Source organism: Azospirillum brasilense (assembly GCF_022023855.1).
Taxonomy (GTDB): Bacteria; Pseudomonadota; Alphaproteobacteria; order Azospirillales; family Azospirillaceae; genus Azospirillum; species Azospirillum brasilense_F.
The window spans coordinates 624291-642990 of record NZ_CP059453.1 but is presented as its reverse complement, the minus strand read 5'-3'; the positions used below and the strand labels follow the sequence as shown (position 1 = coordinate 642990).

The 18700-nt window shown below is 69.6% G+C and carries 18 protein-coding genes; 11 read left to right on the top strand and 7 right to left on the bottom strand.

The window, feature by feature from the left end; all coding sequences use genetic code 11:
- The first annotated feature begins 280 nt into the window (after positions 1-280).
- Positions 281-841 (top strand): hypothetical protein, encoded by a 561-nt coding sequence (locus H1Q64_RS32695; protein ID WP_237907957.1) that lies wholly within the window; start codon positions 281-283, stop codon positions 839-841.
- Positions 838-1446 (top strand): hypothetical protein, encoded by a 609-nt coding sequence (locus tag H1Q64_RS32690; RefSeq protein ID WP_237907956.1) that lies wholly within the window; start codon positions 838-840, stop codon positions 1444-1446. The genes H1Q64_RS32695 and H1Q64_RS32690 overlap by 4 nt, the downstream gene beginning before the upstream one ends.
- Positions 1447-1517: 71 nt before the next feature.
- Here the strand turns inward: H1Q64_RS32690 and galU are convergent, their stop codons facing one another.
- The 3 genes from galU to H1Q64_RS32675 all read right to left on the bottom strand — a co-directional run bounded on the left by galU (position 1518) and on the right by H1Q64_RS32675 (position 4041).
- A complete protein-coding gene (gene galU / locus H1Q64_RS32685) occupies positions 1518-2387 on the bottom strand; it encodes a UTP--glucose-1-phosphate uridylyltransferase GalU (RefSeq protein WP_237907955.1) in 870 nt (289 codons plus the stop codon).
- A 133-nt stretch (positions 2388-2520) separates the two neighbouring features.
- A complete protein-coding gene (locus tag H1Q64_RS32680) occupies positions 2521-3261 on the bottom strand; it encodes a DnaJ domain-containing protein (RefSeq protein ID WP_237907954.1) in 741 nt (246 codons plus the stop codon).
- A 33-nt stretch (positions 3262-3294) separates the two neighbouring features.
- On the bottom strand, positions 3295-4041 hold the full coding sequence (locus H1Q64_RS32675) for a VWA domain-containing protein (protein WP_237907953.1): 747 nt from the start codon (positions 4039-4041) through the stop codon (positions 3295-3297).
- 181 nt (positions 4042-4222) lie between these two features.
- Between H1Q64_RS32675 and H1Q64_RS32670 the strand changes: the two genes are divergently transcribed.
- Positions 4223-4933 (top strand): RluA family pseudouridine synthase, encoded by a 711-nt coding sequence (locus H1Q64_RS32670; RefSeq protein WP_237907952.1) that lies wholly within the window; start codon positions 4223-4225, stop codon positions 4931-4933.
- Between the two features lie 3 nt (positions 4934-4936).
- Here H1Q64_RS32670 and H1Q64_RS32665 read toward each other — a convergent pair whose 3' ends face one another.
- Both H1Q64_RS32665 and H1Q64_RS32660 read right to left on the bottom strand, forming a co-directional pair.
- Entirely contained in the window at positions 4937-6088 is a 1152-nt protein-coding gene (locus tag H1Q64_RS32665; protein WP_237907951.1) for a BMP family ABC transporter substrate-binding protein, read from the bottom strand.
- A 92-nt stretch (positions 6089-6180) separates the two neighbouring features.
- The gene (locus H1Q64_RS32660; RefSeq protein WP_237907950.1) at positions 6181-6612 is read right to left on the bottom strand and encodes a GIY-YIG nuclease family protein; all 432 of its coding nucleotides are present in this window, start codon (positions 6610-6612) and stop codon (positions 6181-6183) included.
- Positions 6613-6706: 94 nt separating this feature from the next.
- Between H1Q64_RS32660 and bioF the strand changes: the two genes are divergently transcribed.
- The 8 genes from bioF (at position 6707) to H1Q64_RS32620 (ending at position 17281) form a co-directional block, all read left to right on the top strand.
- Positions 6707-7888, top strand: coding sequence for an 8-amino-7-oxononanoate synthase (bioF, locus tag H1Q64_RS32655; protein WP_237908193.1), 1182 nt, complete (start codon positions 6707-6709; stop codon positions 7886-7888).
- Positions 7885-8673 carry an alpha/beta fold hydrolase gene (locus H1Q64_RS32650; protein WP_237907949.1) on the top strand — a complete coding sequence of 263 codons (789 nt, stop codon included), beginning with the start codon at positions 7885-7887 and terminating at the stop codon, positions 8671-8673. Before bioF ends, H1Q64_RS32650 begins: the two co-directional genes overlap by 4 nt.
- Positions 8670-10079, top strand: a complete 1410-nt coding sequence (bioD, locus tag H1Q64_RS32645; RefSeq protein ID WP_237907948.1) for a dethiobiotin synthase — start codon at positions 8670-8672, stop codon at positions 10077-10079. Before H1Q64_RS32650 ends, bioD begins: the two co-directional genes overlap by 4 nt.
- On the top strand, positions 10076-11380 hold the full coding sequence (bioA, locus tag H1Q64_RS32640; RefSeq protein WP_237907947.1) for an adenosylmethionine--8-amino-7-oxononanoate transaminase: 1305 nt from the start codon (positions 10076-10078) through the stop codon (positions 11378-11380). The genes bioD and bioA overlap by 4 nt, the downstream gene beginning before the upstream one ends.
- Before the next feature lie 23 nt (positions 11381-11403).
- The gene (bioB, locus tag H1Q64_RS32635) at positions 11404-12399 is read left to right on the top strand and encodes a biotin synthase BioB (protein WP_237907946.1); all 996 of its coding nucleotides are present in this window, start codon (positions 11404-11406) and stop codon (positions 12397-12399) included.
- Positions 12400-12454: 55 nt separating this feature from the next.
- On the top strand, positions 12455-13162 hold the full coding sequence (locus H1Q64_RS32630; protein ID WP_237907945.1) for a DUF2270 domain-containing protein: 708 nt from the start codon (positions 12455-12457) through the stop codon (positions 13160-13162).
- A 279-nt stretch (positions 13163-13441) separates the two neighbouring features.
- Entirely contained in the window at positions 13442-16135 is a 2694-nt protein-coding gene (ppdK, locus tag H1Q64_RS32625; RefSeq protein WP_237908192.1) for a pyruvate, phosphate dikinase, read from the top strand.
- A 63-nt stretch (positions 16136-16198) separates the two neighbouring features.
- Positions 16199-17281: a serine hydrolase domain-containing protein gene (locus H1Q64_RS32620; protein WP_237907944.1), complete on the top strand. Its 1083-nt coding sequence runs from the start codon at positions 16199-16201 to the stop codon at positions 17279-17281.
- 6 nt (positions 17282-17287) lie between these two features.
- Here H1Q64_RS32620 and H1Q64_RS32615 read toward each other — a convergent pair whose 3' ends face one another.
- Together H1Q64_RS32615 and H1Q64_RS34060 are read right to left on the bottom strand one after the other, a co-directional pair.
- Positions 17288-17950 (bottom strand): chemotaxis protein, encoded by a 663-nt coding sequence (locus H1Q64_RS32615; protein ID WP_237907943.1) that lies wholly within the window; start codon positions 17948-17950, stop codon positions 17288-17290.
- Between the two features lie 109 nt (positions 17951-18059).
- Positions 18060-18593: a cold-shock protein gene (locus tag H1Q64_RS34060; RefSeq protein WP_330874659.1), complete on the bottom strand. Its 534-nt coding sequence runs from the start codon at positions 18591-18593 to the stop codon at positions 18060-18062.
- Positions 18594-18700 lie beyond the last annotated feature (107 nt).

Here is an 18700-nt window from a genome sequence, read left to right as displayed (position 1 = left end):
GGGTGCTCCCATTCAAATGGTGGAAGTGTCAGTCCTGTGACCGGAGGTGCACAACATTTCAGGACTGTGTCCAAGCACTGCGACATTGTGGCCGAACGCTTGCGCATGGGTCCAAAAAGATCAATGGAATTCAGCCGGATCGACTGTTTGTTGCAATTGCGAGACATATTCCTGTCTGCATTCGGCACACCGTGCGACGGAATACCGCGGTGCCAAGCCGTGAAACCCGGTCCTCAATAAAGGGGACGCGAAGCTTCCGCCGCAACCATAAGGTACACCAATGGTTTTATCGGCCGAGTTCCTGGGCATGCTTCTGCTGGTTACCAGCGCCGCGGCGCTCGGCCTGTCCATCGTCATCGACGTCGGGCAGATCACGTCGGAGAAGGCGCGCCAGACCATGATGATGCGCCAGCACGACCGGAAGAAGACGGCGCTGGGCGAATGGACCCGCAAGCTGGAGCAGCGGCAGGAGGAAATGACCGCCTTCCAGGCCCGCACCACCGAATGCAACGGGCGACGGCAGAAGGCGCTGTCGGAGATCCGGGCGCTGGAACTGACCAAGGTGGAGTTCGTGCATGAGCTGGGCGACGGCGAGGAGGCCGGTTGCTTCTGGGTCCGGCTGACCGTGCAGGACGAGTTCCCCTCCATCGAACGGCGCGACGTGATCTTCGCCCGCCAGATCTGGAGCTATCCGAACGTCGCCCATGTCTGGACCTATTCCGTCGATCAGGCGGCGGCGATGGCGCGCGTCGCCTTCACCGTGAAGAACGGCGTCCTGCCGACCATGGTCGTCCCGCTCGCCCAGGCACCCGACCCCGACGCGGAAGGAGCGTCCGCATGACCGGGATGATGCTCTATCTCAGCCTCGGGCTGATGGTGCTGACGGTGCTGTCCAACCGCTACTGGCGGCGGCAGTTGGAAGGTCTGCGGCAGGGCCAGCTGCGCATCCGCGAGAAGATGGAGGAGGTCGGGAAGGACGTGGAGGACATCGCCACCGCCTACTCCCAGGTCACCCAGAAGCACGCCGAGGCCGAGAAGCGCGCCCTGAAGGCGGAGCAGGACATGCAGACCGCCCTGAACGAACTGGAGGCGAGGCAGACCGCACCGGTCGTGCGCTATCACGTGTTCGACCGCTCCGAACCCCGCCCGGGCCGGTTCTGGGAAGCCGCGGTGCGTCATGTGCCGAGCGACGCCACCGTGATGACCGGCCAGCGCGGCTGGGTGGGCATCCGCCGCTGTCTCCTGACCGCCGAAACGGAACGGGAGGTGCGCGAGCGCGTCAGCGCCCGATACCCGCGCAAAGCCGGATTTCAGGTGTTGGAGGTGGTGCCTTGCCGGGTCGCCGGCCTGTCGGTGAACCGCATCCCCGAACTCAGCACCTTCCGCCGCTCCGCCCCGCCGGAGGAAGCCGCGCGGCCTCCCCGCCGGGCCGCCGGCGGCCGTTGACGAGCATCCGGCCCGCGGGAATTGGGCGGCGCCCCTCCCCGCAGGCCGGATGCATCATCAGTGTTTCCGCCTCAGCAGTATTTGCGCAGCATCTCGCGGACCTTGTCCGCCATGTCCGGACGCCGCAGCGCGTGGGCCAGCGTGGCTTCGATGAAACCGACCTTGTCGCCGCAGTCGTAGCGGGTGCCTTCGAAGCGCAGGCCGTGGAAAGGCTGCGTGCCGATCAGCTTGGCCATGGCGTCAGTCAGCTGGATCTCGTTGCCGGCGCCGCGCTGCTGCTTCTCCAGATGGTCGAACACCTCCGGCTGCAGGATGTAGCGGCCGATGATCGACAGGGTGGAGGGCGCCTCTTCCGGCTTCGGCTTCTCGACGAGGCCGCGCACGGTGGCCAGGCGGCCGTCGTCCTTCTCGACATCCAGGATGCCGTAGCTGCTGGTCCGCTCGCGCGGGACGTCCACGACGGCGACGATGTTGCCGCCCACCTCGTTGTAGGCGTCGACCATCTGCTTCAGGCAGGGGGTGTCGCCCTGGACGAAGTCGTCGGGCAGGACGATGGCGAACGGGTCGTTGCCGATCACCGCGCGCGCGCACCACACCGCGTGGCCGAGGCCCAGCGGAACCTGCTGGCGCGTGTAGAAGCAGCGGCCCGGGGCGATCTCGCTGTCGCGCACCACCTCGAGGGCGTCCAGCTTGCCGCGCTCCTCAAGGGTGCGGTTCAGTTCCGTGTCGGCGTCGAAATGGTCTTCGATGGCGCGTTTGCTGCGGCCCGTGACGAACACGAAATCCTCGATGCCGGCGGCCCGCGCCTCTTCCACGGCATGCTGAAGCAGAGGCCGGTCGACCAAAGGCAGCATTTCCTTCGGAATCGCCTTGGTGGCCGGCAGAAAGCGCGTACCGAGACCGGCGACGGGGAACACCACCTTGCGCACAGGCTTTCGCATTGGGGTTCTCTTGTGGTTGCTTGAGGAAATACTTCGAATATGGAGACGATTCGCAGGTTTGCAAAACGCTCGTCCAGCTTTCTGCCACAGGCAATTCGGTGACGCAACTCCCCTTCCGTAACCCGGCAAAAGGTTAGTTGCGCAGCAGCAAATCCTTCGCTTGGTTGATCTTGGCCGCCAAATAGGTGGACCCCCCATGATCTGGGTGCACTTTCATCATCAGCCGTCGGTGAGCGTCCTTTACCTGTTCGGGTGTGGCTCCGGGCGACAACCCCAAAATATCATAGGCCTCGTCGCGGGTCATAGAACCGCCCCCATGACCGCCGCCACTGTCCTTGGAACCGGGATTGTTCGCACCCCCAGCGGATTGTTCTTCAGCGGTCTGCCAGCCGGGATGGGCACGCTCCATCCACGCTTCCAGCACGGAGGCCGATTGCGGATCGTCGCGCCGGCAATCGTCCAGCAGAGACAGCAATTGCCCCAGGGTCAGCGACTCCAGCGTCCGCCCGCGCCACGGCCCGTGCAGCACCTCCCCTGCCATCGCCCCGGTGTCGTGCTGCAGCGTCATCCGCAGATAGAGCGTCTCGATCTGCGAGGTCTGCCCACTGCCCGAGGAGGTTCCATAGGACGACGGACGGAAGGCGTCACGCAGCGTCCGCCAGCGCGTCAGCAGCGGAAAGGCCAACGCCCCCAGCATCATGGCGGTGCCCAGCCGTCCGGTCAGAGTCAGAACGACGACCGTCACGGCCGCCAGCGCAATGCCGCCATAGCGCACCGCCGTAGCCAGCGTCCGCGGGTCCGCGGACACGAAGACGCGGGCCAGCATGGCGAGGCCGGCCACCAGCGCGATGCCCAGGAGGAAAAACCCAAACATCCCGCTCTGCCCCATCTCTAGACGAATCCTGCCTTATGATGCATGGGTTTGGCCCCCGCGTCCCCCCTGACCACTCCCGATCTGGTTGGTGAGCAGCCGAATCGAGTCGCCCCGCCCGCGGCTGTAATGCTCCAAAGCCGCCCGGCCGCCCGCCGCATAGACGGCGACCGCGCTCAGCAGGTCCCGCAATTGCTGGGCGGAAGAGCCGTCGAACGGGCAATAGGCGCCGCCGCTCAGCCGCGCGATGGTCTGGAAGGCGCGTTTGGCGATCAGATCCCCGCGCTCGTGGAAGATGAAGACAGGGACGCCAAGCAGCCCCAACTGGCCCGCCTGATGGGCGAGCTGATCGACGTCCTCCTCCATGCAGTCGCCGACGAAGACCAGCGCGTTGACCTTGCGGTCCCGCGTTTGCTTGATGCAGTGACCCAGGACACGGGCGATCTGGGTCTGGCCAGCCATGCAGGACACCGCGGTCATTCGCCGCAACAGGTCCTGCGCGTTGCAGACCCAGGGGCTGGCCTGGCATTCGCGGAATCCACGGTAATAGACGAGCTGGATGTCCAGCCCGCCCAGCGCGGAGGTCGCCTGGAACATCTCGCCCTGGATCTGACAAGCGCGGTCCCAGGTCGGCTCGCGGCTGGCCGTGGCGTCCATGGCGAACATCAACCGCCCGCGCGGCCCTCCCGTTGCCCGGGGAAGGGCCGCCACACGGCTCAGGAAATCGTCCACCTCGCTCTGGGTGGACCGCTGCTGCGCCGGCAGATTGTCGCGTTCACCCATCGCCCGCATCCCTTTGCCACGGTGATTCGTCATTCCGTAAAGATGGGCGGCGAGGCGGCATGGGTCCAGACTTGTCCACGGCACCGCCCGTTGGGCAACAGGCTGTGCGCCGATAGGGTTCCGCGGTGCGAAACCGCCGGCGGGCTTGCCCCTCCCTCCTTGCCGTGCTTGGGTGGCACCCATGAGCGACGCCGGTCCCACCTTCACCCCCGCCACGCTGCGCGCCCGAATCCTGCACGAGGACGCGGACGTCTTCATCATCGACAAACCCGCCGGGCTGGCCGTGCACAAGGCCGGGCGGATCACCGACCACCTCGACCTCTATCTGCCCTTCCTGGCGGAGGAGGACGGCACGCCGCCGCGGCTGGCCCACCGGCTGGACCGCGACACCGCGGGCTGCCTCGTGCTTGGGCGGTCGCTCTGGGCGCTGAAGCGGCTGGGCGACATGTTCGCCGCCGGCCATGTCGAGAAGACCTACTGGGCGGTCAGCGAGGGCGTGCCGGAGGAGGCGGAGGGGGTCATCGACTTCCCGCTGCTGAAGCTGCTGATCCCCGGCGCCTGGAACATCGTGACGCACCCCACCGGCCAGCCCGCCGTCACCGAGTACCGGGTGCTGGGAACCGGCAGCGGGCGGGCGTGGCTGGAGCTGAGGCCACGGACCGGACGCACCCACCAGCTCCGCGTCCACAGCGCGGCCATCGGCTGCCCGCTGCTGGGAGAGCCCTATTACGGTCCGGTGCGCGTGCCGCCGGGAAACCTGCACCTGCTGGCGCGGTCCGTCACCTTCACCATGGCCTTCGACCGCGAGCCGGTCACCGCCCTGGCGCCGCCCCCGCCGCACATGCGGGACGCTCTGGCCGCCTGCGGCTGGACGGAACAAAGCGGGACGTAACAGTCAGCGCCCGACCTCGGTGACGCCGTCGGCCAGCCAGACCATGCGGCCAAGCTCCGCGTCGCCGCCGCGCAGGGCCTTGCCCTTGGCGACCACCGTCCGCCCGGTGTTGTCCTGGATCGGCCCGCGGAAGACGGCGGCGTTGCCGTTGGCGAGTTGCATCCGCGCCGCGTCGGCGTGGGCCCGCGCCTCCACCCCCACGGGCGGGCCGTAGGCGGTGTTGCGCACGAAGCCCTGGTCGAAGCCGCCCTGGCGCAGATGCTTCCACGGCTTCCCCGCGGCGATCAGCGCGACGGTTTCGGCATAGGCCTTTTCCCAGGCCCATTCGGCCCCGGTCAGGAAGCCCTGCGGCGCGAAGGCCGACAGATCGGTGTGCAGGCCGCAGCACAGGATGCCGTGAGCCTCCGCCACCTCGCAGACCGGGCGCGCCCCGTCGAGCTGGGCGGCCAGCACGTCGGCGCCGCCGTCGGCCAGGGCGCGGGCGGCCTCCGCAACCTGCCGCGGCGTCGCCGCCTCGCCGACAAAGGCGACGCGCAGCGCGGCGGCGGAATCGGCGCGCCGGGCGCCCAGCGCGAAGGCGTTCACGCAGCGCAACACGTCCGGCGCGGGGTGAGAGGCGATGAGGCCGATGGTCTTCGCCCGGCTGGCGTAACCGGCGACGAGGCCGGAGATATGCTGCGCTTCCTCGATATAGCCTTCGAAGAAGCCGGTGTTGATCGGTAGCCGGTCGCGGTCCAGCGGCGCGCCGGAAAACAGGAACACCGTGTCGCGGTGGGCGTCGGCCTGGGCCAGCAGCCCCGGCAGGGCGTCGCCCGCGGCGGTGACGATGACAACCCGGCAGCCCTGGGGACCGACCAGTTCCTCCGCCGTGGCGGCCAGCGTGCCGGCGGCATGCTCCCGCTCCTCCAGCCGCAGGCCGGGCAGGCCGGTCAGGGCGCGGGCGGCCTCCGCATGGGCCTGGTTGAAGCCGAAATCCGTGCGGTCCCCGCAATAGAGGACGCCGACGCCCAGGTCGGGCGATTCAGGGACGGACGATGCCGAGGGTGCCGATTGCCCGAACGCCCGGGGCGCCGCCAGAAGCATGGCCGCGGCCCCGAAAGCCCTTAGGACATCCCTGCGGCTGTCGGCCCGGCGGTTATGGATCAATGTCTTCATGCCCGCCTCCGGATGACGGAGGACTATAACCCTTGGAGGAGGTCAAACCAAGCAATTCGCCTCAATTCCCGCGCCGATGCCCTTCCGGAGCCTCAAAAAGGCGCATTGCGCAGCGAAATCGGCGCGCCGTCCGGCCAGTTCAGCAGATGGCTGGCGCAGCGGCGGCAATCACTGCTCCCGAAGCCGGGAACCGGCACCGGCAGGCCGGACAGCGCCGCGACCAGGGCGCATTCGTCGCCACCGGGAACGGTCCAGGCGCCGAGCATCCGGCCCGCCGCGGTCAGCCGGTCGATGTGCCAGCGCTCCGGCTTGCCCTGGCGGAAATGGCGCCCGACCCGTGCCCGCAGGCCCCCCGGTCCCCGCGCGCTGCCGCAATAGAGGTAACGGCCCGGGGCCAGCACACGCTCCGGCTTGCCGGGCAGGCGAAGCGGCAGGTCCCGGTCCAGCGCGATCAGCAGCACATAGGCGCCGGGCTCGGGCGGCAGGATGTCGGGGCGGTCGTGGAATTGCGGATCGGACGGCATGGCCGCATCAGTCTACCGCCGCCGAAGCGTGGGGGCACCGGTTGTTAATCGGACCTTTCGCCCCAGCGGCGCGCTCTGCTATCACGCCCGCATCATGTCCCTGCTCGACCCGCTGTTCCTCCAGCATCTCGACCGCCTCGACCAGCGCCACACGCGCCGCTCCCTGCTGCCCGTGCGCCCAGAGGGGGCGGGGCGCATCCGGCGCGGCGGGCGGACGCTGCTGAACTTCTCCAGCAACGACTATCTCGGCCTCGCCTCCCATCCCCTGCTGGTGGAGCGCGCCGGCGACTGGGCGCGGCGCTGGGGTGCCGGGGCGACGGCATCGCGCCTCGTCTGCGGCACGCTGGAGCTTCACGCGGAGGTCGAGGCGAAGCTCGCCCGGCTGAAGGGCACCGAGGCGGCGCTTCTGTTCAATTCCGGCTGGCAGGCCAACGCCGCGGTCCTGCCGGCGCTTTTCGACCGGGAGCTTCTGGGCGGTGACGCGCTGGTCTTCACCGACCGGCTGAACCACGCCAGCCTGCATCACGGCTGTGCCGCCGCCGGGGTGCGGCAGATCCGCTTCCGCCACAACGACCTCGACCATCTGGACAGCCTGCTGGCCCAGCGTACGGGGGAGCCGGGCACGCGCTTCATCGTCACGGAGAGCGTCTTCAGCATGGACGGCGACCGCGCCGACGTGCTGGCGCTGGCGGAACTGGCGGAGCGGCACGGCGCCTTCCTGTTCCTCGACGAGGCGCACGCGACCGGCGTGCTCGGCCCGCGTGGGATGGGGCTGGCGGCGCTCGGCGAGGGGCGCGTGGACCTCGCCATGGGCACCTTCAGCAAGGCGCTGGGCGGCTTCGGCGCCTATGTCGCGGGGTCGAGGGCGCTCTGCGACTATCTGGTGAACCGCTGCGGCGGGCTGATCTACGCCACCGCCCTGCCGCCCGCCGTGCTGGGGGCGATGGACGCGGCGCTCGACCTCGTGCCGACGCTGGACGCCGAGCGCGCCCGGCTCCAGGCCATGGCGGAGCGGCTGCGCACCGCCTTCCACGGGCTGGGCATCGCCACGGCCGGGTCGAGCACGCAGATCGTCCCGGCCATCACCGGAGCGGAGGAGGATGCCCTGGCGCTCAGCCGGCGGTTGGAGGAGAGCGGCATCCTGGGCATCGCCATCCGCCCGCCGACCGTCCCGCCGGGCACCAGCCGCCTGCGCTTCGCTCTGTCCGCCGCCCACACGGACGCCGACCTGGACGCTTTGACGGACGCGGTGGCCGGCGCCTGGAGCCGGCGATGACCGCACCCCTGTTCGTTTTCGTCCATGGCTGGGGGTTCGGCCCCGCCGTCTGGGACGGTGTGCGGGATGCCCTTCCGAATGGGGAGAGCGTGGCGGTGGATCTGGGCTTCTACGGCCCGCCGTCACTTCCCGAGCGTCCTGCCGGGCGCCCCATCGTCGCGGTGGGCCACTCCTTCGGAGGGCTGTGGCTGCTACACGAGCGGCCCTTTGCCTGGGACAGGCTGGTGCTGGTCAACGGCTTTCCCCGCTTCACCGAGGGCGACGGCTTCGCCCCCGCCACGCCGCGCCGGCTGCTGGACCGCATGATCGCCCGCTTCGACACGGCGCCGGAAGCGGTCACCGCGGACTTCCTGCGCCGCTGCGGCTGCGAGGCCCCGCTGCCTGAGGGCCTGGATGCGGCCCGGTTGGGTGAGGCGTTGCAGGCGTTACGCAATTGGGACGCCCGCGCTGCGCTCACCGGCCCGGTGCTGGCCCTGGCGGGAGCGCAGGACCCCATCGTCCCGCCGGCCATGACCGAACAGATGTTTCGCGGCCACTCTGCCCCTCGCCCCTCCGGGGAGAGGGGGGCGCCGAAGGCGCCGGGTGAGGGGGGTCTCGGGGAACCGGACGATCAGGCATTGCGCAACCCCCTCACCCTAACCCTCTCCGCGGAGGGGAGAGGAAATCGCGGATACCATGGGGTTTTGATCGAATGGCACGCCGAAGGCGGGCATCTGCTGCCGCTGACCGCGCCGGGCTGGTGCGCCGAGCGTATCGCCGCCTTCGCCGCCGGACTGACGGCATGACCGTCGACCCGCGCAAGGCCGCCATCGCCGCCGCCTTCGGCGAGGCCGCCCCCCGCTACGAGGAGCACGCCGCCGTGCAGCGCATCGCGGCGGAGCGTCTGGCGGAGCGCGTCGCCCGCCTCCCCTTGCCGCCCCGCCCCCGCGTGCTGGAGATCGGCTGTGGCACCGGCTTCCTCAGCCGCGCCCTGCGTGAGCGGATCGGACCGGCGGACTGGCTGCTCACCGACCTGTCGCCGGACATGCTGGCGCGCTGCCGCGCCACGTTGGGCGACCCGGCTGATTCCGCGTTCCGGATCGTGGACGGGGAACAGCCGGACCTCGACGGCCCCTTCGACCTGATCGTCTCCAGCCTCGCCCTGCAATGGTTCCGCGACCCCGCCGCCGCTCTGGCGCACTGGGTGGGGCTGCTGGCGCCGGGAGGGCGCATCGCCGTCGCAACGTTGGCCGCCGACAGCTTCCGCGAATGGCGGGAGGCCCACCATGCGCTCGGGCTGGAGGCTGGGATTCCCGCCTACCCCACCCGCCACGCCCTCGACCGGCTGTGGCCCGCCGGCGGCGCGGGATCGGTCGAGGAGGAGCGGCTGCTCCGCCGTCACGCCGACGGGCTGGAGTTCCTGGCCGAACTGAAGGGCATCGGCGCCCATCTGCCGGCGGAGGGCCGCCGCCCCCTGCCTCCGGGCGCCCTGCGCCGCGTGCTGCGCCGGCTGGAACGGCCGGAAGGACTGACCATGACCCATCACATCGCCTACGGCCTGTTCCGCAAGGACGGCGCCCAGCCCCGCGGGGTGTTTGTCACCGGCACCGACACCGGCGTCGGCAAGACGCTGGTCTCCGCCCTGCTCGCGCGGGCCTGGGACGCCGCCTATTGGAAGCCCCTGCAAACCGGCCTGAAGGACGAACCGGGCGACACCCCCACCGTCGCCTCCCTCGCCGCCCTGCCCGCGGAGCGCGTCCACCCGCCGGCTTGCGCACTGGCCGAGCCGCTGTCCCCGCACGCCGCGGCGGAGTTGGAGGGCGTCGCCATCGACGCCGGCACCCTGGCTCTGCCCGACACCGACCGCCCGCTGGTGGTGGAGGGGGCCGGCGGGCTGATGGTGCCGGTGACGGAGGACGTCTTCATCATCGACCTGATCGCCCGCTTCGGCCTGCCGGTGGTGCTGGTGGCGCGCAGCACGCTCGGAACCATCAACCACACGCTGCTCAGCCTGGAGGCGCTGCGGGCGCGCGGGCTGGCGGTGGCCGGAGTGGTGCTGAACGGCCTGCCCAACCCCGGCAACCGCGCCGCCATCGAGCGGTTCGGCAAGGTCCGCGTGCTGGCCGAGATTCCCACGCTCGACCGTCTCGACTCCGAAACCGTCACCGAGGCGGCGGCCCTCATTCCTTCCTTCGACAGCGTGTTTCCATGACCGACACCGTTTCTCTCGACCGGCGCCACGTCTGGCATCCCTTCACCCAGGCGCAGACCGCGCCGGAGCCGCTGGCCGTCACCCACGGCAAGGGGGTCAGCCTGTTCACCGAGGACGGGCGGGAAATCCTGGACCTCATCTCCTCCTGGTGGGTGAACCTGCACGGCCACGCCCACCCGGCCATCGCCGGGGCCATCGCGGAGCAGGCGCACCGGCTGGAGCAGGTGATCTTCGCCGACTTCACCCACAGCCCCGCCGCGCGCCTCGCCGCCCGGCTGGCCGAGGTGCTGCCGGGAAATCTCGACCGCGTCTTCTACTCCGACAACGGCTCGACCGCGGTGGAGGTGGCGCTGAAGCTCGCTTGGCAGTACTGGCGTAACAAGGGCGAGGGCCAGCGCCGCCGCTTCCTCGCCTTCGAGGGCAGCTACCACGGCGACACCTTTGGCGCGATGGCGGCGGGGGTCGGCTCCGGCTTCTACGAGCCGTTCCAGGAGTTGCTGTTCGCCGTCGACCGCATGCCCTACCCGGCCACCTGGGACGACGACCCGGAGGTCGAGGCGAAGGAGGCCGCGGCGCTGGCCTGGCTCGACCGCTGGCTGGCTGCCAACGGGACGGAGATGGTCGCCGTCATCATCGAACCGCTGGTCCAGGGCGCGTCGGGCATGCGCTTCTGCCGTCCGGAGTTCCTGCGGGCCATGGCGGCGCGGGTGCGGGCGGCGGCCGGTCTGGTGATCTTCGACGAGGTGATGACCGGCTTCGGCCGCACCGGCGCCCTGTTCGCCAGCCAGAAGGCCGGGGTCGCGCCGGACCTGATCTGCCTGTCCAAAGGGCTGACCGGCGGTTTCCTGCCGCTGTCGGTCACCGCCTGCGGCGCTTCGATCTACGAGGCGTTCCTCGGCGCCGGCTTCGACCGGGCCTTCGCCCACGGCCACAGCTTCACCGCCAACCCGCTGGGCTGCGCCGCGGCCCTGGCCTCGCTCGACCTGACCACCTCGGCGGAGACCGCAGCGAACCTCGCGCGCATCGAGGCGCGGCACCGCGCCGCCATCGCCGATCTGTCCGGCCACCCGAAGCTGTCGCGCGGGCGCGTCATGGGCACCATCGCCGCCATCGAGGTGACCGACGCCCAGGGCTACACCGCCGCGGTCGGGCAGACGCTGAAGCGCTTCTTCCTGGAGCGGGGATTGCTGCTGCGCCCGCTCGGCCCCGTGATATACCTGCTGCCGCCCTACTGCGTGACGGACGGGCAGCTGGACCGCGCCTACGCCGCGATCCGCGACGCCGCCGATACCCTTCTCTGATTCGCTTTTCCCGAGGACCGACCATGCCCGACACCGCCATGCAGACCGCGGATCCCACTGCCGCCTCCACCACCGCCCGGCGCTGGACCCGCGAGGACATCCTGGCCCTGTTCGAGCTGCCTTTCATGGAGCTGCTGCATCGCGCCCACGAGACGCACCGCCAGCATCACGACCCGAACAAGGTCCAGCTCTCCACCCTGCTGAACATCAAGACCGGCGGCTGTCAGGAGGACTGCAAGTACTGCGCGCAGAGCGTGAAGTACGACACCGGCGTCGAGGCGGAGAAGCTGCTGGACCGCGCCCAGGTGCGCGCCGCCGCGGAGAAGGCCAAGCAGGCGGGCGCCGGCCGCTTCTGCATGGGTGCTGCGTGGCGCGAGCTGAAGGACCGCGACGTCGAGAAGCTGGCGAACATCGTCCGCGACGTGAAGGATCTGGGGCTGGAAGCCTGCATGACGCTGGGCATGCTGACCCGCCCGCAGGCCGACGCGCTGAAGGACGCGGGCCTCGACTACTACAACCACAACCTCGACACGTCGGAGGAGTTCTACGAGCAGATCGTCTCCACCCACAGCTACCGTGACCGGCTGGACACGCTGGCCAACGTCCGCGACGCCGGGCTGAAGGTCTGTTCCGGCGGCATCGTCGGGCTGGGGGAGAGCCGGGTGGACCGCGCCGGCCTGCTGGAGACTCTGGCGAACCTGTCGCCGCAGCCGGAAAGCGTGCCGATCAACAAGCTGGTGTCGGTCGCCGGCACCCCGCTGGGCGGCGTCGACGCGCTGGACGCCTTCGAGTTCATCCGCACCATCGCGGTCGCCCGCATCCTGATGCCGCGCTCCTACGTCCGCCTGTCGGCGGGCCGCCGCTCGCTCAGCGACGAGGGGCAGGCGCTCTGTTTCTACGCCGGCGCGAACTCCATCTTCTATGGGGACAAGCTGCTGACCACCGGCAACCCGGAGCATGAGGCCGACCGGCGGCTGTTCGACCGGCTGGGGCTGGAGGCCGACGGCGGCGCCCACTGACGCGCCGGCGTCCCCGGCCCCTGCGCAAGAAAAAGCCAGGGGGAGGACGCCGAGCATGGACGACATCGCCGCCAAAGCACCCAAGACCCACTACACCTCGGCGGAGGTCACGGCCCTGTCGCATCTCTACAGGGCCGAGATCTACCGCAGCACCGTCTGGCGCACCCGGCTGGACGCCACCACCAACTGGGCGGTGGTGACCACCGGGATCGCCCTGTCGCTGACCTTCAGCAGCGCCACCGCCTCCCCCCTGCCGCTGGTGCTGGTGGGGCTTCTGGTCGCCGTGTTCCTCTACATCGAGGCGCGGCGCTACCGCTTCTTCGACTTCTGGCGAATCCGCGCCCATGTGCTGGAGCTGTACTTTCTCGGCCCCATCCTGCGCGGCCAGGGCGACCAGTTCGCCCGGGGCTGGAACGAGACGCTGTTCCAGGACTATCAGAACCCCAACCTGCACATCACCTACCTGGAGGCGGTGGGCCGCCGGCTGCGGCGGAACTACGGCTGGATCTTCCTGATCCAGGTGGTGGCCTATCTGGGAAAGCTGATGATCCACCCGGTCCCGCTGTCGAGCCTGGACGAGCTGTTCGCGCGGGCGACCATCGGGCCGGTACCGGGGGAGATCGTCCTGCTCTGCGGCCTCGCCTTCCACGGCACTTGGATGGCCATCGCCTTCCGGACCTTCCGCAGCCGCCGCGGCGCCGATCGCGAACGCCCGCCCCCGCCCACCACCGACGCCGTGCTCGATCTGGCCCGCGGTCCATGAGGGCCAGGGCGAATTTCCCTTTTCGCGCAAGGGATAAGGGGTAGTTTTCCGTCTGGCCTGCCCCTTTCGCGCGCCGTGGCATAAATGGGATCAGCACCGTCGCGCTCACGCTATGCAACGGATCGTCTTGTGTTCTCCTTCCGCGGGGGGCTAGAAGGGGCTCCATCGGATGCGGTTGCGCGGTCATACCAGAAGGACACCCGTTCGCAGGGCTGATCTTCACCGGTTCCCCGCACAGCCGACGGCCGGACGACCATAGAGGTGAACGAGGATTTCACGATGGCGAGCCAGGGCGAGAACAAGTGGGTTTACTGCTTCGGTGCCGATGCCACCGAAGGCCGGGCGGACATGAAGAACCTGCTCGGCGGCAAGGGAGCCAATCTGGCCGAGATGGCCAATCTGGGCCTCCCGGTTCCTCCGGGTTTCACCATCACAACCGAGGTCTGCACCTATTTCTATGCCAACGGCCGCAACTATCCGCCGGAGCTGAAGGCCCAGGTGGACGCCGCGGTCAAGCAGCTGGAGCAGGCCATGGGCGCCACCTTCGGCGATCCGGCCAACCCACTGCTGGTCTCGGTGCGCTCCGGCGCCCGCGCCTCCATGCCGGGCATGATGGACACGGTGCTGAATCTCGGCCTGAACGACGCGACCGCCGCCGGCCTCGCCAAGCGCTCGGGCGACGCCCGATTCGCCTACGACAGCTACCGCCGCTTCATCCAGATGTACTCGAACGTGGTGCTGGACGTTGACCACCACCACTTCGAGGAGATCCTGGACAACCACAAGCGCGACAAGAACCACAACCTCGACACCGATCTGAGCGCCGCCGACTGGCAGGCCGTCATCGAGGACTATAAGAAGGCCGTCGAGCACGAACTCGGCAAGCCCTTCCCGCAGGACGTGCAGGAGCAGCTGTGGGGTGCCGTCGGCGCCGTGTTCGGCTCCTGGATGAACGCCCGCGCGATTACCTACCGCAAGCTGCACGACATCCCCGCCGACTGGGGCACCGCCGTCAACGTGCAGTGCATGGTGTTCGGCAACATGGGCAACGACTGCGCCACCGGCGTGGCCTTCACCCGCAACCCGTCCACCGGCGAGAACGCCTTCTACGGCGAATACCTCGTCAACGCCCAGGGCGAGGACGTGGTGGCCGGCATCCGCACGCCGCAGCACCTGACCATCGCCGGCAAGGAGGCCAACAAGTCCGACCTGCCCGCCATGGAAGAGGTCATGCCGGAGGTCTTCAACCAGCTCAATGAGGTCCGCCTCACGCTGGAGAAGCACTACCGCGACATGCAGGACATCGAGTTCACGGTCCAGCAGAACAAGCTGTTCATGCTGCAGACCCGCAACGGCAAGCGCACCGCCCCGGCGGCGCTGAAGATCGCCGTCGATCTGGCCGACGAAGGCCTGATCGACAAGGCCGAGGCCGTGCGCCGCATCGATCCGGCCTCGCTCGACCAGCTCCTCCACCCGACGCTGGACCCGAAGGCGGAGCGCAAGGTCATCGCCAAGGGCCTGCCGTCGTCGCCGGGTGCGGCCTCGGGCAAGGTCGTCTTCACCGCCGACGAGGCGGAGACGCTGGCCGGCCAGGGCGAGGCGGTCATCCTCTGCCGCGTGGAGACCTCTCCGGAGGACATCCACGGCATGCACGCCGCCCGCGGCATCCTGACCACCCGCGGCGGCATGACCAGCCACGCCGCCGTGGTGGCCCGCGGCATGGGCCGCGCCTGCGTGTCGGGCGCCGGTGACCTGCGCGTGGACTACAAGTCCAGGACCATGTCGGTCCGCGGCGTCACCATCAAGGAAGGCGACATCGTCACCATCGACGGTTCGACCGGCGAGGTGATGCTGGGCGAGGTGCCGACGATCCAGCCGGAGCTGTCGGGCGACTTCGCCACGCTGATGGGCTGGGCCGATTCGCTGCGCCGCATGAAGATCCGCACCAACGCGGAGACCCCGCTGGACGCCCGCACCGCGCGGAAGTTCGGCGCGGAGGGCATCGGCCTGTCGCGCACCGAGCACATGTTCTTCGACCCGGACCGCATCCTGGCGGTGCGCGAGATGATCCTGGCGGAGAGCGAGGCCGGCCGCCGCGCCGCGCTTGCCAAGCTGGAGCCCTTCCAGAAGAAGGACTTCGCCGAGCTGTTCACGATCATGTCGGGCCTGCCGGTGACCATCCGCCTGCTCGATCCGCCGCTGCACGAGTTCCTGCCCAACACCGAGGCGGAGATGGCGGAGGTCGCCAAGGCCACCGGCACCGACCAGCTCAAGGTAAACCACCGCGTGGTGCAGCTCCACGAGGCCAACCCGATGCTCGGCCATCGCGGCTGCCGCCTCGGCATCACCTACCCCGAGATCTACGAGATGCAGGCCCGCGCCATCTTCAGCGCGGTCGCCGAGGTCTCCCAGACCACGGGCGAGACGGTGATGCCGGAGGTCATGATCCCGCTCATCGGCACCAAGAAGGAGCTGGACATCCTCAAGGCCGTCGTCGACCGCGTCGCCAAGGAGGTCATGGAGCAGACCGGCGTCACGTTCGAGTACATGGTCGGCACGATGATCGAGCTGCCGCGCGCCGCGCTGAAGGCCGGTGAGATCGCCGAGACGGCGGAGTTCTTCTCCTACGGCACGAACGACCTGACCCAGACGACCTTCGGCCTGTCGCGCGACGACGCCGGCGCCTTCCTGCCGGAGTACCAGCGCCAGGGCATCCTGGAGCACGACCCGTTCCAGACGCTGGATCAGGACGGCGTGGGCGAGCTGATCGCCATCGCCACGGAGCGCGGCCGCAAGGTCCGTCCGAACATCAAGCTCGGCATCTGCGGCGAGCATGGCGGCGACCCGGCCTCCATCTCCTTCTGCGAGAAGGTCGGGCTGGATTACGTGTCCTGTTCGCCTTACCGCGTGCCGATCGCCCGTCTGGCCGCCGCCCAGGCGGCGCTCGACGCCGACACGGTGAAGCGCGACTGACCGGTACCCGACGACGCGAAGGCCCCCACCCCTGGGGGCCTTCGTTTTTTGAGGGATGGTTCCGTGGACACTGACCCCGCCCTTCCGACCTCACACATCGACCGGTTGACCGACCGTCTCGTCGCCTGCCTCGACGAGGGCGACGGCCCCGCCGCGGCCCACGCCGCGGTGGTGGCCGTCCGTTCGGGTCCGCGTTCCTGGACCGCCGGCCTCGCCCGCGGCGGCGCGGCGCCTCCGCCGGTCACGGCCCGCTTTCTCGTCTACAGCATCACCAAGACCCTGACCGCCGCCGCCCTGCTGCGGCTGTGCGAGCGGGGCCTGATCGACCTCGACGCTCCGCTGGATCGCTGGTTGCCGGACTTCGCGGCGGCCGACCGGATCACCCTGGCCCAGCTTCTGGCCCACCGCGCCGGGCTGCGCAATTACGGCGGCAGCCCCGCCTACCACGCCGCTGTGCGGGCAGGCGAGGAGCCGTGGAGCGAGGATGGCTTCCTGGAGCGCTGCCGCGCCGCCGACTTGTTCGCCGCGCCGGGGCGGGAATTCTCCTATTCCAACATCGGCTATCTGCTGGCGAAGCGGGTGCTGGAGCGAACCTCCGGCCTGCCCTTCGCACAGACCCTCGACCGCGAGCTGTTCCGCCCGCTCGGCTTGACCGGCTGGTCGGTGCCGACGGAACGCGACGACCTGTCCGGCCTATGGACCGGTCCCAGCCCCTATCTCGGCGGCAAGGACGGTCCGCCCGCCGATGTGGCCGCCCTCTACCATCCCGGCTGGGTGGCCCATGGCGTCGTGGCCGCGACGGCGCAGGACATCGCCGGCCTTCTCCACGCGCTGTTCGCCGACGGCCTGCTGCCCAACGCCATGGCGGCGCGCATGCTCGACTCCGCCCCGGTGCCGGGAACCATGCGCGGGCGCCCCTGGGTGGAACCGGGCTACGGCCTCGGCCTGATGGTGGAGCGCGACGGGCAGGCTGGGCCCTATTGGGGACACACCGGCGGCGGGCCTGGCGGGTCGGCCTGCGCCTATCACTTCCCCGCCCGCAAGCCGGGGGAGGAAGCGGTGACCGTCGCCCTCTTCACCGATGGCGAGGACAACGACCAAGCGGAATGGATGACCGTGGAGGCCGCGGAAATCCTGCGCGAGTGATTTCCGTCAGCGCCGCTCGAACAGCTCCATCTCTCCCTCCACGGGGGTGCGCCGCAGCGCCTGGAGATAGTCCATCTCCTGATGAACCGTCTCCCGCTCCGCCTCGGGGCGCAGCAGACGGCGGAAGGCCCGCCCGGTGGTCGGGAAGAAATGGACGCGCCGCCCCTTGTCCCCGCCCAGATCCTGCACGGCCAGCGCCAGCCCCTCCCGCCGCACATAGTCCACCGCGAAGGCGGCGTTGGCGGCACCGACGTCCAGGCTGGTGTCGATGACGCGCGCCGCCCCGAACAGCTTGACCTCCATCCGCTCGCGCCGGGCGCCGCGTGTCAGCAGGTCGTTGATCAGCCATTCCATCGCAACGCTGCCGTAGCGGGTCGCCACGCCGAAGCCCTCGCCGCCGGACGGAGAGCCGGGCAGCAGGAAGTGGTTCATGCCGCCGACCTGGGCCTCCGGATCGTTGATGCAGGCGGCGACGCAGGAGCCGAGCGTGGTCACCAGCATGTCGTCGTCACGGCTGGAGATCCGATGATGACCCAGCACCACCGGCACCACGTAGGCCCCGAACTCGCGGTCCAGATAGCTGCCGTCCGCGCGCGGCCCGTCGACATCCACGCTGCGGCGCTCGATTCCGGCGGAGGATTGGAAGTGAAGCGGTCCGGACAGGGGCATCACCGTCAGCCTGAATAAGGCAGAAGCGTCGACGATGGTATCCCGTGGCACTTAAAGAAAATACAACAAGTCCGTATGCCCCGCCGTCCGACCCGACGCCGGGAGGATGTCACAGCAGAACGACCCAGGAGGCCTCCCGCCCCTTCGGCGCGGCGCGCGCCCGCAGCAGCACCCGCTGGCCGGAGTCCAGTCCGGTCAGGTTGCAGCGGCGCAGAACGCTCTTGTGGACGAAGACGTCCTTGCCCCCGTCGTCCGCCGTGACGAACCCGAAGCCCTGCTCCGGCTTGAACCACTTCACGGTACCCGTCAGCTCCTCCTCGGGGCCGGACGCTGGGTCGCGGCGCGGGGCGCGGCTTTCGGCGGGCGTGCCGGTGCTCAGCACCTCCAGGATGTCGGCCACCTGCGGCCCCTTGGCCCCCGGAACCAGCCGGCACAGAAGCTCCGCCCCCTCGCCGACCTCGTGCAGCCCGATCCGGTTCAGGACGGAGACGTGCAGGAAGGCGTCGGTCGTCCCGTCCTGCGGCGCCACGAAGCCGAAGCCCTTGCCCGGATCGAACCATTTCACCAGGGTCCGGACTTGGACGCCCTCGCCCGAAAAAGGAGCGTCCAGTACACCGCTGGAGTGCGAATCGGCTGTAGACACGAGTCCGAACCTTTCGGTCGAGGCGCCGGGCGCGGTGGAACAAGCTCGGCGCCGCCCAGCATCGCCGGTCCGTCCGCCGGGCATGAATTTAGCCACACGGAAAATAG

What these genes read in the sequence shown, in the direction of transcription:
- H1Q64_RS32695 (WP_237907957.1), top strand. Translation starts at nt 281, where the DNA reads ATGGTTTTATCGGCCGAGTTCCTGGGCATGCTTCTGCTGGTTACCAGC.
- H1Q64_RS32690 (WP_237907956.1), top strand. Translation starts at nt 838, where the DNA reads ATGACCGGGATGATGCTCTATCTCAGCCTCGGGCTGATGGTGCTGACG.
- galU (WP_237907955.1), bottom strand. Translation starts at nt 2,387, where the DNA reads ATGCGAAAGCCTGTGCGCAAGGTGGTGTTCCCCGTCGCCGGTCTCGGT.
- H1Q64_RS32680 (WP_237907954.1), bottom strand. Translation starts at nt 3,261, where the DNA reads ATGTTTGGGTTTTTCCTCCTGGGCATCGCGCTGGTGGCCGGCCTCGCC.
- H1Q64_RS32675 (WP_237907953.1), bottom strand. Translation starts at nt 4,041, where the DNA reads ATGGGTGAACGCGACAATCTGCCGGCGCAGCAGCGGTCCACCCAGAGC.
- H1Q64_RS32670 (WP_237907952.1), top strand. Translation starts at nt 4,223, where the DNA reads ATGAGCGACGCCGGTCCCACCTTCACCCCCGCCACGCTGCGCGCCCGA.
- H1Q64_RS32665 (WP_237907951.1), bottom strand. Translation starts at nt 6,088, where the DNA reads ATGAAGACATTGATCCATAACCGCCGGGCCGACAGCCGCAGGGATGTC.
- H1Q64_RS32660 (WP_237907950.1), bottom strand. Translation starts at nt 6,612, where the DNA reads ATGCCGTCCGATCCGCAATTCCACGACCGCCCCGACATCCTGCCGCCC.
- bioF (WP_237908193.1), top strand. Translation starts at nt 6,707, where the DNA reads ATGTCCCTGCTCGACCCGCTGTTCCTCCAGCATCTCGACCGCCTCGAC.
- H1Q64_RS32650 (WP_237907949.1), top strand. Translation starts at nt 7,885, where the DNA reads ATGACCGCACCCCTGTTCGTTTTCGTCCATGGCTGGGGGTTCGGCCCC.
- bioD (WP_237907948.1), top strand. Translation starts at nt 8,670, where the DNA reads ATGACCGTCGACCCGCGCAAGGCCGCCATCGCCGCCGCCTTCGGCGAG.
- bioA (WP_237907947.1), top strand. Translation starts at nt 10,076, where the DNA reads ATGACCGACACCGTTTCTCTCGACCGGCGCCACGTCTGGCATCCCTTC.
- bioB (WP_237907946.1), top strand. Translation starts at nt 11,404, where the DNA reads ATGCCCGACACCGCCATGCAGACCGCGGATCCCACTGCCGCCTCCACC.
- H1Q64_RS32630 (WP_237907945.1), top strand. Translation starts at nt 12,455, where the DNA reads ATGGACGACATCGCCGCCAAAGCACCCAAGACCCACTACACCTCGGCG.
- ppdK (WP_237908192.1), top strand. Translation starts at nt 13,442, where the DNA reads ATGGCGAGCCAGGGCGAGAACAAGTGGGTTTACTGCTTCGGTGCCGAT.
- H1Q64_RS32615 (WP_237907943.1), bottom strand. Translation starts at nt 17,950, where the DNA reads ATGCCCCTGTCCGGACCGCTTCACTTCCAATCCTCCGCCGGAATCGAG.